The organism is Metabacillus endolithicus (assembly GCF_023078335.1).
Taxonomy (GTDB): domain Bacteria; phylum Bacillota; class Bacilli; order Bacillales; family Bacillaceae; genus Metabacillus; species Metabacillus endolithicus.
On the sequence record NZ_CP095550.1, the window covers coordinates 1,944,635 to 1,958,151 of the forward strand.

General features: G+C 37.8%; 9 protein-coding genes and 4 pseudogenes. 3 read left to right on the forward strand and 10 right to left on the reverse strand.

The genetic code is table 11. The features are described 5' to 3' along the window. Nucleotides 1-25 precede the first annotated feature (25 nt). The 9 genes and pseudogenes from MVE64_RS10270 to MVE64_RS10310 form a co-directional block, all read right to left on the reverse strand. Nucleotides 26-859 (reverse strand): sugar phosphate isomerase/epimerase family protein, encoded by an 834-nt coding sequence (locus MVE64_RS10270; protein ID WP_247346200.1) that lies wholly within the window; start codon nucleotides 857-859, stop codon nucleotides 26-28. After that, nucleotides 856-1,839 (reverse strand): DUF6005 family protein, encoded by a 984-nt coding sequence (locus MVE64_RS10275; RefSeq protein WP_247346202.1) that lies wholly within the window; start codon nucleotides 1,837-1,839, stop codon nucleotides 856-858. Before MVE64_RS10275 ends, MVE64_RS10270 begins: the two co-directional genes overlap by 4 nt. Continuing rightward, nucleotides 1,832-2,110, reverse strand: coding sequence for a petrobactin biosynthesis protein AsbD (gene asbD, locus MVE64_RS10280; protein ID WP_247346205.1), 279 nt, complete (start codon nucleotides 2,108-2,110; stop codon nucleotides 1,832-1,834). The genes MVE64_RS10275 and asbD overlap by 8 nt, the downstream gene beginning before the upstream one ends. Beyond that, nucleotides 2,107-3,339 carry an AMP-binding protein gene (locus tag MVE64_RS10285; protein WP_247346208.1) on the reverse strand — a complete coding sequence of 411 codons (1,233 nt, stop codon included), beginning with the start codon at nucleotides 3,337-3,339 and terminating at the stop codon, nucleotides 2,107-2,109. Before MVE64_RS10285 ends, asbD begins: the two co-directional genes overlap by 4 nt. Continuing rightward, nucleotides 3,336-3,812 (reverse strand): IucA/IucC family C-terminal-domain containing protein, encoded by a 477-nt coding sequence (locus MVE64_RS10290; protein WP_247346210.1) that lies wholly within the window; start codon nucleotides 3,810-3,812, stop codon nucleotides 3,336-3,338. The genes MVE64_RS10285 and MVE64_RS10290 overlap by 4 nt, the downstream gene beginning before the upstream one ends. Beyond that, nucleotides 3,809-5,029, reverse strand: coding sequence for an IucA/IucC family protein (locus MVE64_RS10295; RefSeq protein ID WP_247346213.1), 1,221 nt, complete (start codon nucleotides 5,027-5,029; stop codon nucleotides 3,809-3,811). Before MVE64_RS10295 ends, MVE64_RS10290 begins: the two co-directional genes overlap by 4 nt. Next, nucleotides 5,001-6,826 (reverse strand): annotated as a pseudogene (locus MVE64_RS10300) (IucA/IucC family protein). The gene MVE64_RS10295 and the pseudogene MVE64_RS10300 overlap by 29 nt, the downstream one beginning before the upstream one ends. A 109-nt stretch (nucleotides 6,827-6,935) precedes the next feature. Further along, nucleotides 6,936-7,917, reverse strand: a pseudogene (locus MVE64_RS27745) (ABC transporter substrate-binding protein). 113 nt (nucleotides 7,918-8,030) lie between these two features. Further along, the gene (locus MVE64_RS10310) at nucleotides 8,031-9,584 is read right to left on the reverse strand and encodes a helix-turn-helix domain-containing protein (RefSeq protein ID WP_247346216.1); all 1,554 of its coding nucleotides are present in this window, start codon (nucleotides 9,582-9,584) and stop codon (nucleotides 8,031-8,033) included. A 142-nt stretch (nucleotides 9,585-9,726) separates the two neighbouring features. Between MVE64_RS10310 and MVE64_RS10320 the strand changes: the two are divergent. Together MVE64_RS10320 and MVE64_RS10325 are read left to right on the forward strand one after the other, a co-directional pair. Further along, nucleotides 9,727-10,757, forward strand: a pseudogene (locus tag MVE64_RS10320) (FecCD family ABC transporter permease). Next, a pseudogene (locus MVE64_RS10325) lies at nucleotides 10,757-11,787 on the forward strand (FecCD family ABC transporter permease). The pseudogenes MVE64_RS10320 and MVE64_RS10325 overlap by 1 nt, the downstream one beginning before the upstream one ends. A gap of 44 nt (nucleotides 11,788-11,831) precedes the next feature. Here the strand turns inward: MVE64_RS10325 and MVE64_RS10330 are convergent. Then, nucleotides 11,832-12,155 (reverse strand): antibiotic biosynthesis monooxygenase family protein, encoded by a 324-nt coding sequence (locus MVE64_RS10330; RefSeq protein WP_212135980.1) that lies wholly within the window; start codon nucleotides 12,153-12,155, stop codon nucleotides 11,832-11,834. Between the two features lie 142 nt (nucleotides 12,156-12,297). On the opposite strand from MVE64_RS10330, the gene MVE64_RS10335 reads away from it, so the two are divergent. Then, nucleotides 12,298-13,509 (forward strand): MFS transporter, encoded by a 1,212-nt coding sequence (locus tag MVE64_RS10335; protein ID WP_247346221.1) that lies wholly within the window; start codon nucleotides 12,298-12,300, stop codon nucleotides 13,507-13,509. The last annotated feature ends 8 nt before the right edge of the window (nucleotides 13,510-13,517 follow it).

Here is a 13,517-nt window from a genome sequence, read left to right on the forward strand (position 1 = left end):
GTTACTCTACCGACTATATTAAAATCTAATTTCCCCTCACTTTCAAAGACTCCATTATCGCATGAATCTGCTTCCTATCCTTCACAAGCACTTCCTTCACATTTGGACCAAACCATTCTAACGAAGCATTTACGTCCATTGTTGGAATCAATTCTTCAAGAAAATCCTGATAACTAACAGCCCCTTCAAATAATGGAACCATTCCTTTCCTGGAGCCAGCTGCTGCATAAACATTATTAGGAGAGAAAACATCTAATTGTGAACGCGAGGCAATATTTTTAAAGTGAAAATGAGACACATACGGTCCAAGCTGATTCATCGCTTCAATTGGATTTATACCAGATTCCCATACATGTAACACATCAAAGTTTATTCGAAGAGCTGGGTGATTTGTTTCTTCAAGTAGCTGAATCGTTGAAGCAAGGTTATCTGCTAATGTATTCGGATGTGTTTCAACAAGGACAGACTGACCTTCTGCGTATAGAAATTCACAAATTAAATGAAGTTTTTCAACCAACTTATCTCGTTCCCTTTTAGTTGTCTGCGCGCTACCTTTTTTCCCAACAAATGTACGAATCTTCTTTGTTCCCCAATGCTTTGCTAATTGAGAAAGCTTCTTCGTCTCTGTAAGTAGATCGCATTCACTCACTTCTAGCGGTAGATAATCGCTAATCATACTTGTTTCTAAACCATAAGCATTCAGCCAGTCTGCTCCATAATGAGGTTCATCTGCTAAGTTTTTTGCATGAATTCCCCAAAGCTCAATTCCTTGAAAAGAATTGGCTTGAGCCCAGTGTGCAATTTGATCTAGGGAATGGAGATGATGTCGAAAAGAGATTGTACAGATCGAGAGTTTCATTTAAGCGTCACCTTCTTTGTCTTGTTGGTTTGTTCTTTTGACCACTGTTCGAAGCATTGCAATAATCCCTTTTTAATCTTAAATTCTCGTTCATTTTGCTCGGCTAATTTTGAATTAATATCATTAACGAGTGATAAGTCCTTTGTTAGGGCAAGCTTCATCGCTCGGTATTGTATTGTTGTATATCCCTTTACAAGAAGTTCAATTTCATCACACCAACTTTCAAAGCCTTCCTCTTCCAGCTCAAGAAGCTCCCAAAAATAAGCAAAGGCATGCTCATACGCATATTTTCTTATTGCTAGTACGGGTAATTGTTTTAATGCTGAAGAAAGCTGCGACAGGTTCTCCTTCTGTTTTCCAATCGTATAGACTTTAACAATGTCGGATATCGCCTCAGTAATAGGATTAATATCAAGCTTAAGGCAAGTATGAAAATAAGCTTGAATGGTCTCAGCACTTGGTGGCTGAATTGTTTCAGCTTGAAAAACATACCCTCCTTCTACTGCTGGTTCCGCGATGGCGTTCAGAATTCTATCCTTCGGTAATATTCCCTCCCACCTAAAATCAGGATCATACATAAACCACTCATCCTCATTTTCTGTTTTTTCAAGCATCACATAATGAGGAAATGGCTTTGAATGAAATTTATTTTCTCGTTCTGGAAGCAGTGATAAGTCGAGCATAACCATTACATATTGATGCTGGTCTTTAGCTTCCAAAAGTCTTAACATCTTTTCGATATTTTCCTGCTTTGATTTTGATTCGTCATACCATTTTTGCAGCTTAATACCGTAAAGCAGTTCATACCATGTTTGAAAAAATTCATGGTCAATTCTGTCTGAATGGTAGGTTAATGTTCCATCTTCAAGAACATCAAAATCTGCATCCCATACACCAAAATAGTAAGGCCTGTGGTCAACTCCACTTGTTTTTTTTATCACTTCACAAACACAGCTAACAAAGCAATGAACTTTAATCATGAGTTTCCACCACCACCCCTTGCACATGTTGACGCTCTAAGAAGGCAGCCAAGTGGCCTACTGTTTTGAAATCATTTGGAGAAAGTGCCTCATCTGGCATCTTGATACCTAAATCTAACTCAATAAATAAAATAAGCTCTAAAATCATGACTGAATCCATATAAAGATCTTCGTTTAAGCGTGCTTCTTCATGAAAAGAAGAAATCGTCGGAAGCTCTATTTTATTTTTCAATATGTGATAGATTGCTTGAATAATATCTTCTCTTGTCATATGTACGTCTCCGCTAATTTTTTTCGACTTACCTTGCCATTTGGTAATTTTTCAATAGAAGAAACACGTTCGAACTCGATCGGTATTTGGTGTGGAGCCAGATATTTACTGCACCATTCTCTAAGATCTATTTCTTCAATAGTTTCCTCTGAAACATATTGAGCACATACCCGTTCTCCTGTGAAATTGTTTTGCTTTCGAAATACAATTGCTTCGATAACTCTGGGTTCATTCATTAAAACATTTTCCACTTCTTGAGGGTAAACATTTAACCCAGCAACATTAATTGTGTCATCAATTCTTGCTAAAAACGAAAGAATTCCATCTTTAACATAACCTAAATCCTTTGTAGAAACAGAGTTTGTGGCTGTGTGAACAATGATTTCACTCGGAGCATCCATTTCACCAGCTTCCACTCTAAGATGAGGTAAAGGATATCCCATTTCCCAAGCTTGCTGCAGGTTTGTGTGAACGGCAACACATCCAGCTTCAGAACATCCATACTGCTGAAACACTTTTGTTGAAACGCTTTTTAATGACTCTAACCAAATAGCTGGGATCACTGTTCCTGAAGTCATCACATAGTGAAACCGTTGATTCGCGCCCATTAACCTGCTCAATGTATGTAAAAGTGTTGGTGCTGCATAAAAAATATGATTGCGATGCTCATTAAGCTTTTTTAATAGATAACTTGGATTCATTTTTGTGATGATAACAGGCTCTGCCCCTCTTTTTAGACAAGAAAGCACGCCGCTAATTAATCCATAAGAATGAGTAACAGGACACGCGACAATTGAGGTGGTGAAACGATCAAGAGATAGTGTGGAAACATAGCTAGTCAGCTCTTCTTCAACAGAACTCCATGATCGTTCAATGCATTTTGGAGTACCTGTTGTGCCTGAACTCATTTGGATAAGACCACCTTCACCTTCCCATTCAATACTTGATAATTCAGTCATAGAATGCATTGATTGATAGAATAGAAAATGGCAAGAAGCATCAGTTGCCATTCGTAACGCTCCTTGTTGTGGTGTTGAAGGGTGGATTGGAAACACCATCCCGCCTTTTTGACGAATATATAAGCATAGTGTGATCCACTGAAACATATCAGATAAACAAACAGCTAATCTTTTATTTTGACACTCTCTAATCTGCTCGATTGAATCAAAGAACTCATATTGTTTCTCGACATCATGCAATGTATAGTAATGGTCATCAGCATAAATCATCGATAATTCTCCTTTTGTCCTAACGTATTTTTCACAATGTGACGAAATTCACCTTCACTCTTTTTGCTAAGCTTTTTCTTTAAAAGAGATTCAGCATATATAAACGGTTTATTTATTTCTACCTGTTTGTGTCGATGAATCAACTCGGGGAATTTATCCAGATGGAGACAGAGCGCTGTATCCACTGCATGCCAAATTTTTTCCTCTTTGTAGCCATATTGTTTTTCAAGTAGTGCTGATAGCTCTGTTAAATGGAAGACAAATAAGGTATCCATAACAAGCTCTCTTAAAGCCTCCACAGATGACATCCAATAATATTGATCAGGGGGTGCATCTTTAAAAGTAGGATGAATGTTTTCGAAGTTTGGTACAAAATCTTTATTTACTAAAAACTCCTCAACATACTCCAAGCTATCATGGAAATCTCGTAAAACAACTTTTGTTGGCCAGCCATTTTTGTGTAAAAGAATCATATTTTGTGCATGAGCTTCAATCGCAATTCCGTGTGCGATGAAAGATGCCAGACAGGGACAACACTTACTAGGATGAATTGGTTTAGCCAGTTTTCAATTCCATATTGAGTAAGCCAATCATCTATAAAAGTTCGACCATCCTGCTCGATCATGGCTAGAGCAGTAAATGGTACAGCCTCCTCACCCTTGTACATATATAACCTTATGCTTTCTCTCCAAATGGCTCCTAACTGTCCTTCTAACTCTTGTTCTGATGATTCAAAAGTGATACCAGCATATTCCTTCAATATAACGAGAGCTGCCTCATTTTTTAGATAAAAATCGTTTTGAATGACGTTTTCAAGCCAATCTGAAATATAAGCTGCTGCACAAACAGCATGAGGCTGTAGTGTTCTTTTAGAAGATGTGTTGACCATATTCATAGATAGCTTCATATTTGCTTTTTCAGGATTGCATTTGTTCCATAAGGTGCGAACAGATTGAGTGGCCCTGTAATAATCTCCTTTCACCCTTAACAAAAGGATCTCTCTGGCATTTATAGAATTTTCTAGATGTTCTTGAATCGACTTCCATTGGTAAGGATGAATCGGTAAAAACGTATAGGTATCAAAGCTTTCTCCCATCGAATGAAGCTGCTGTAACATGTATTCCCACATTAATGAGCCAAGCTCTTTTCTCCAAAATGCTTCTTCGTCACCGGGAATTGATATTCTTACTTTGTTTCTTTTTACCGCCGTCCAAACTAATGGAAACGATCGTTTAGCTTCTGGACCATACTGTTCATGGTCTTGAATTGAAAACCCCATACGCGACTTAAAACATGGATGATACGGATGGCCTTCACTGATTTCTGATTCTAATTCTTCGTAGCTGGAGTCCCTCCTCGACATCGGATGGAAAAGATGAGCTTCATTCCACTCACATAGGGTGATCGTTTGAGTTAGCTCAACAACTAATCTACGTTTTGCCTCACTATCCCCTATACATGCTTCTACTAGCTCTTCTATAGTTGCATCAATACTTTCTTCGTCTAGTCGCACCCTATCAAAGGCCATTCTTTTTCCTCTAAAACGATAGGTATGTGATTTTCCGAGTAGATGAAAGGTACCCTTGTCTTCTTCAAATGGAATTAGATTTTCATAAAGCAATGCTTCAACTAATTGTTTTTTCACTCGGTTTTCTGCTGTTTTAGTAGGTATAAGAGATAACTTTTGCACATTGTTCCTCCTTTTGAAGGTTTAAGAAAGGATTGTTTACTTTTGTGTAAATCGCCTGCTCTAGCTTTGCTGTTAGTTCATCTACATCATGAAGACGGGTTAATAAATTGGCTTTGTACGATAGTTTGTCTTCATGTAATAAGGTGTGAACAAGTTGTTTGCCTTGTCCTTTTAGCTCTTTTTCTAACAAGTGTAATTTGTCTGTTGACCATTGAAGCAGAATATCTTCTGAGATCAGCCCATCAGCTCCGAATCGATAGATTACTGAGAAAAGCTGATTCATCACAAGATAATAGGTAAATCTTTCTTGTATTAACGAATCATTATAAAATAGCTCTGGTGTTTCGAGTAATGATGGCTCCATATGACATAGATACTGTTTATGATTTTCCGATAAATAATAGCCTTGATTATCTCGGTAAAAATATGTTTTAGGATAACCTCTGATACATCTAAAACACTGTTTTGCTGATGAGCTTCTAACGCAATTCCGTGCTCATCATATAAACGGATAAGTGGGTCAATTGCACAATCCCAATACTTTTCAAACCACTTCAAACTCACATCTTCTATTGAACGATGATCTCGCTTTGCCACCTTCATGATGAGTTGGTAAAGCCTTGATTGTTGATTTGGCAAGGGATCTTGTGCAATCGCTGCTATCGAGCTGATTCCTTTATCTCTTCCTTTAGGAAAGGGGTTTGACCGAATAATCACTTCAAATCCTGATTTTTTTTGATGTGGGAAATCAACCGTTATATATCCAGGATCATCAATAATTTGAAAAGCTGGATAGGTTTCAATAAACGATAATTTCTTCCATAATCTTGCCATTACAACTCCTGCTTTTAGCTCATGCTGTTGATTAACTCGTAATGAATTGGTCACTTTCACGGGAATCGAAAATTTAAGCATATACTCCTCATCATCTTGATAAACCGTTCGTAGTGATGACGTGGCGGTATAGTTCTTTCCTAATGTACCTAAATTTTTGATTAATCCCCTATTTATTGCATCTTTCACATGATCTTGATGTAAAAGCCATTGTGCTTGAAGCGGATGCATCGGTACGATACAAGCTTCTTTTGAAATGTGTAGAGCAGGAGATGATTTTATTAAGGCTTTTTTCAGCAGCTCACTAGCACTCTCAGTTATAATGGATTCTTCTTTTATCATGCTGAAATCAATTTGAAAGTAATGAAGCTGAAAACTTCCTGCTAATTCAGGTGCAAAGCTTTTGTGCTGCCAATATGACATTCCTTGCCTACTTTTTGGTGTTGGGTGAAACCAATGACCAAAAAGTAGAGATTGCTCGGTTTCTATAAATGAACTGTTTGCTGAATAAAGAGTATGCGAATTCTCCAATCTTGCTTCAATATATCTTTGCATTGTTTGATAGCTTCCAATTAATCTGAGAATTAGCTCATCATAATGTGAAGCAAGATCATGATCACGATTTGAAGTTGCCATTAAGTGAAGCTCTTGAACTAACGTCATCATCAGCGTGAGCTTTTCTTCTCTATACCACTGCTTTCCTTTTTGACAGTACTTAAGTGGTGTGCCTAAAACATGTCTCCCAACCTTTGAGCGATAGTTCACTTCAATTGCTAATATGATTTCTTGCTGAGGAAGTTCAAGCTCTAGTATGTATGGACCATTAAGGAGGATCGAAGACCTATTTTCTATGATCCAGTCCTCCGTCCTTATACATTGTCCAATGTCTACTTCTCGAATAAAGCTATTAAAAAAGGCCTGAAACGTTGCGTTTTCAGCAATTTGTTTAGCTGAATAGTTCATATTTCCACCCTTTCACAGAGTCTATAGTCCTACTAATTGAAAATCATTCTCAATAGATGAGGGAAAAATAGTCTTCTTTTTCAGAAGACTAAATGTTCATACTACATGATTATTCACCTAATAATAATGTCTCAATTTCTTTCAAGCCTTTTTGACGTTCAATTGGATCCCAAAATCCCCAAGTTGTTGTAAGGGTATGTACTTTATCATTTTGTACCGCTCTTAGGTTTTTCCACACTTCTCCTTGTGTAACAGAGTCATAATATTCACCACTATTAAAGTATGTTACATCGATAATGTGATCAGGATCATATTTTACTAGACCTTCAATTGAAATATTTTCACCAAAATCTTCAGGCAGGTTTTCAGTTGGTTTTAATTTCAGATCATCAAATAATAATGAGTTCGTTGCATGATTTGTTGTTCCATATACACGAATGTCCTTTTTATTGATACCAACTGCCATGAATGTTTCGTCCCCAACCTTCTCACGAATGCGATTTCCGATATCTTCTGCTTCTTTTCAAGTCTTCAATCACCTTTTTACCTTCTTCTAATTTACCAGCTGCTTCAGCTACTTTAAGGTGATCTTCCTTCCAATCTCCCCCTACCTCTACAACAACAGTAGGAATTGTCTCAGCTAACGCATCATATAGTGGCTTGTATCGATCACTGATAATTAGTAAATCAGGGTTAAGCTTTACAATTTCTTCCGTATTTATTTCATCTGCATATGGAAGTGCAGTGACACCAGCTAATTCTTCTGTTAAATGTGGTGGGAATTCATTGTCATATGCCATAACAGCATGTGGTTTAACGCCAACAGATACGAGTGAACCTTCCCATGAAACATGTGATAGTAACACAATTTTCTCCGGATCCATCGGTACTTCTGCCTCACCGTATAAGTGCTTAACCGTTCTTGTCTCCTCTACTTGCTCTTCTTGCTCTGTCTCGACTTCCTCTGTTGCTTGATCTTCCTCTTTATTCTCTTCTGCATTAGAAGCTGTTTTTTCTCCACTACCGCATGCTGTTAATACAAGTAAAAGCAGCATTACCATCATGCTCCATGAAGCGAATTTCTTTGTCATGAGCCTTCCTCCTAATTGATAATGAATTTCATTTATGATGATAACAATTATCAATTAAAGCGAACATGGACAATTCATCCTTTTTACATGGACAAAATATACAACTTATAAAACTATGACATTAATCTTGAAGTTTTAAAGCTTGAGCTAAATTGTAGGAGCATATGCTTCCTGCCTATTGGTCCCCAAGGATCCCATTCATGGCTTTTGGGATAGTAGATTTCTCTATTTTTAACAGCTTTTATGTTTTTCCATTCTTTTGATTGAACCACTTTCCATACATCTTTTTCATGACTCCAAAGGATTAGCAGCTTGTCAATATTTAACGCAGCAAGATCTTCTACTGTGAGTACTCGGTATCCACTAGTTGGCAAATCAGGATGAGGCTCAAAGCCCAGCTTTTGGTAAAGTAGATCAAAGCAAGCATGATCACTGTGACCATAAAGACGGATTTCATTTTGTCTGATCCATATAACCGCCCAGTTCCCTTTTCTCGTCAAAGGACAGAGTTCATCCTTCACTTTTGACTCCAAGCAACAAATCTCATGCTCGATCTTATCAACCATATTCTCTTTTCCAAGTAAGCTTGCAATCTCGCGAAAGTAGGCATTCCATTCTGTTTTCAATGAAATATGCTGTACTTTTTGCTGATGTGATAGCAACACAGCTTGTACTTCTCCATTATGTAAAGGAGTTTTAAAAATTCGATCTGGCTGTGATTGAAGAATGTCTTCTGGTTTAAACATCTTTTCTGCATTTAGTAGACGTGTTCCTTGTAAATGATGTTCAAGATGACTCGGTAGCCCGTTACTTGACGGATAAACAGATGGGTAGAATGGGGCCGCTACAGGCTGTATGCCTAATGCTAGTAAATGATCTTGTAAAAACATTTGACTCACAACCGCAATTCTTTCTTTTGATTTTTTCATAAAAACGGTTGGAGCCTCTCCTACTTTTTGTTTAAAAAGACGACTAAAATAAAATTCATCCTGTAACCCAATCTTCATCGCAACATCTTTTGTTGTAATGCCCTTATTTTGAAGCATAAGCGCCTTTGCTGTTTGAATTCTTTCCTCAATTAAAAACTCTTTGGGCGACATTCCTACCCGCTTTTTAAACGCACGCGCAAAAGAATTTGGAGTCATATTTACTTTTTCAGCTAGTGTTGCAACCGAATATGGACTTGCTACATTCTTTCGAATCAATTCCATCGTTTCCTCGATCTGATCCACTTCTGCATAATCAGTTAAAAAAGATAAAATAGTCCAAATCGCTGATTGAAACCTACATTGAGCCGACAACGACTCCCCTTTTTGTAAACGAATGGCTTCATCCCACAGCGAAACCATTTTTGCTGGCAATTGGTCAGCAAGGCGAATCGACAATATATTAGAAAGTTCTTTTACTTTCTTATCCCATGACAGCTTATAAACAGTTAAAAGCTCCGGGGCAGTGGATAGGAATTGACAGTCTTCTGTTAAGAAATAACTTTTCCCTTCCTTAAGAGGTTCCTGCTCTCCATTTCTCACGATAAACCCGTGACCTGAAGCAATGTAAATAAGGCTAATATGCCCGTTCATGACGTGGATGAATTCCATACCTCCATCACGGATTTTCATCATATCTAACTTAAAATGATGAAGCTTAGTCAAAAGTAAATCTGTCATAAAAGCACCTTCCTTATTTTTGAAAAAGAATTGACAAACTGAATGTAACAATAGTAGATTAATAGACAATTACGACAGTAAATGAAAATGATAATCATTTACACGAAAAATAAAAGGAATGATTACGATGAAAAACCATTCAATGACTGAATTACCATGTGATTCACCATCTCAATCTGTGAAGAAAAATAACGCAACAGCACTGAGTTTATTTGGTTTGCTTTTCATTTTTATTAGCTTAATTATATCCATTGGTCTTGGAGCAGTTCTGATAAAACCTTCTGTTATCATTGATTCTTTTTTTCGTTTCAAAATGGAAATATTGAGCATCAGCTTATCCGGGAAATACGCATTCCACGTGCTTTAACAGCCGCTTTAATTGGGGCAACACTTGCTGTTGCAGGAACAATCATGCAAGGACTTACACGAAATCCCCTTGCAGATCCATCAATTATTGGTATTACACATGGTTCAGGATTAGCCATCGCAATTTCTCTTGCGTTTGTGGGATCTGGATCTTATTGGGTTCTTCTTCTTTGGTCATTTGCAGGATCAGCGATTGGTGCATTCTGTGTTTTAGCTTTTTCGATGATATCAAGAGATCGAATCTCTCCTGTAACACTTACTTTAGCAGGAGCTGCCTTGAGTACACTTTTTAGTGCCTTATCAACTGGTATTGCGCTTTATTTTCAAGTATCCCAAGACCTTAGCTTTTGGTTTGCAGGTGGGTTATCAGGAACAAAATGGCTTCATGTTTTTATTCTCCTTCCCACCGTAATCATTGGCTTAACACTTGCTTTATGGATAAGTCGTTCGCTAACGATTTTAGCTATGGGAGAAGAAGTCGCTACAGGACTCGGACAATCTTATCAAAAAGTTCGTTGGATCGGATTGATTAGTGTTATTTTACTGTCAGGTGCTGCTGTTTCAATTGCAGGTAGTATCGGCTTTATCGGACTTGTGATTCCACATGTAATTCGTTTGCTTGTTGGTCCCGATTATCGTTTATTGCTGCCGCTTAGCGCGATTGCCGGGGCCTTTCTTCTTGTTGTCGCAGACATCGGCGCCCGAATGATCAACCCACCATTTGAAACACCTGTTAGTGCGGTTACTGCCCTTGTCGGGGTACCATTTTTCCTTTATCTATCACGTCAGAAAAGGGGGTATATGTAATGGATTGGAAAGAAGCATTTCTTCAATCAAGATTATGGTTATTCCTACTTATGTTCTTGATTTTCAGTGTTTTTATTGTCAGTCTCTCAACTGGTGTTTTACCCATATCACTCAAAGAAATTTTTGCAACTATTTTAGGAAATGGAACTCCTCAGCAAGAGCTTGTTTTGTATCAATTAAGATTACCGCGAATGATTATTGCTATGTTAATTGGAGCAGGGCTAGCGCTATCAGGAGCGATTCTTCAAGGCTTATCACGTAATTCATTAGCTGATCCTGGAATACTAGGAATAAATGCAGGAGCAGGATTAGCTGTAGTGTGTTGTATTTTCATATTTGGGCAATCAAAGAGCAGTATTCTTTCTTCTACTTTTTTCTACCTGTTTTCGCGTTTGTAGGCGCTTTACTCATTGCACTCTTAATCTATAGCTTTTCATGGAAGAACGGAATTGACCCTGGACGTCTCCTTCTTATGGGACTTGGCTTTAATGCCCTATGTGGGGCATTATTAATTATTTTTCAACTAAAAATGGACCCCAAAGATTTTCAAGCGGCAACTATATGGCTAACAGGAAGCATTTGGGGAGCACAATGGCCGTATGTATGGGCTTTGCTACCTTGGATTTCAATTTTAATTCCGATCTCTTTTTTAAAAGCAAGATCAATGAATCTGCTTCAGTTTAGTGAAGCTGTTCCACATGTTCTTGGTCTAAAGGTTGAGTCTGAGCGCCGATTTTTATTAATTCTTTCAGCAGCTTTAGCTGGAGCATGCGTAGCTGTTGGTGGTGGCATAGCATTTATTGGGCTATTGGCTCCTCACCTTGCCCGTCGACTATGTGGAGCAAATTATTTCAGCCTTTTACCTTTATCTGCTTTAATCGGTGCCCTACTTTTACTTGTTGCTGATATGATTGGGAAAAATCTCTTAGCACCGGCTGATATTCCAGTCGGTATTGTGATCTCTGTTATCGGAGCTCCCTATTTAATTTATATGTTACTTACTAGAAAGGGAACTGGCTTGAAAAGCTAACTAAGGAGATCGCTCATCAGATTATAAGCGATCTCTTTCTCCCTTTATGGGCTTGTATATTCTTTCTGTCCGAGCACATAGTATAAATCTTGACAACTATCTAAAATGAATGAAGGAGAAGGTTTGCCACGATTTTCACGGTGGCCAGCTAGATGAATCTCACTTGTTTCCCATGCCTTCCAAGCACTTTCTGATTCCCAACGAATGAGAATCATCACTTCTTCATTACCTTTTCGTTGTTTTTTCTTGCTAACACTCATATCAATAAAGCCCGGTTGCTTCTCAATGATTCCCTCCCCTGCAAAACGCTCTACCATCTTCTCCGCATGACCCTCTGTAACAGTGATTGATTTTTTCTGAATAAAAATGGTACATCTCCTCCTTAATCATTGTGTGATCTTCTGTTATTATAAATAATAATGATAATCAATTTCAATAAGAGGATGAGTGATTAGTAAAATATATACATATGAAATGTAAAATTCTACGAGAATGTGAGGCTTCTTACTTATGAGAAAAAATAGAAATGTGTGGATTCTGCTAACAGGTGAATTTGTAGCAGGATTTGGATTATGGCTGGGTATTATCGGTGATCTTGAGTTTATGCAGGATAAGGTATCTTCTGATTTCTTAAAATCTCTTATTCTTGTAGCTGGTATTTTTGCAGGAATTATCGCTGGTCCACTTGCGGGAAAGATTACAGACCAATATAACAAGAAAACTATCATGCTTTACTCTGGCATTGCACGACTCATCAGTGTAGCTTTTATGTTTATCGCGATCGAAACAGGCTCTGTTTGGTGGATGATTGCGTTTCTTATTGCTATTAATCTTTCAGCAGCCTTCTATTTCCCAGCATTGCAAGCAACTCTCCCTCTTGTTGTGGAGAAAAAAGATTTGTTGCAGCTTAACGGAATCCATACAAATGTTTCTACTCTATCCCGCATTCTAGGTACAGCCGCTGCTGGGATTTTCTTAAGTGTAATGTCACTTTGGACGCTTTATTTGTTGGCGTTTATCTCTTATGTTGTTCTTTTTATTCTTACATGCTTCTTAAAAGTAGATGAACAAAAGGGTAAAGCTCAAAGCATTAAAGAAGATGCTGCTTCAAATGGACAAGGATTTAAAGAGGTGTTTCCTCTTATAAAAGGTCAGCCTCTTGTCCTCATGACACTTGTTTTAACGATCGTACCGATTCTGTTTATTGGGGGCTTTAATCTGATCATTATCGCGATAAGTGAAATTCAAAACAATCCCTCAGTAAAAGCCTGGCTATATGCTGCAGAAGGAATTTCCTTTATGCTCGGTGCTTTTTTCGTTAAAAGATATGGGAACAAGTCTCCATATGCTACGTTATTGTTCTTTTCAACTATAATCGGGATTTCTCAACTAGTCCTCTATTTTACAAACATGCCGATTATAACAGTTGTAGCGTTTATTTTATTCGGCTTTTCAGTAGGTACTTTCTTTCCAACTGCAGCGACAATCTTTCAGACAAATGTTCCGAGTGATTTTCATGGTCGATTTTTCTCTTTCAGGGGAATGTTTGACGATTTCACCTATCAAATCGTTTTAGTCGCAACAGGACTTTTATTAGATATCATCGGATTTCAACAGATGACTGTGATCTTTGGTGTGTTGTCACTCCTGATTACGGGTTGTTTTTATATGAAGTTTAGGAATGGGAATAGAGAGAATTCTTTGTTTGAAGAAGCTGGGTGATGTAGGTT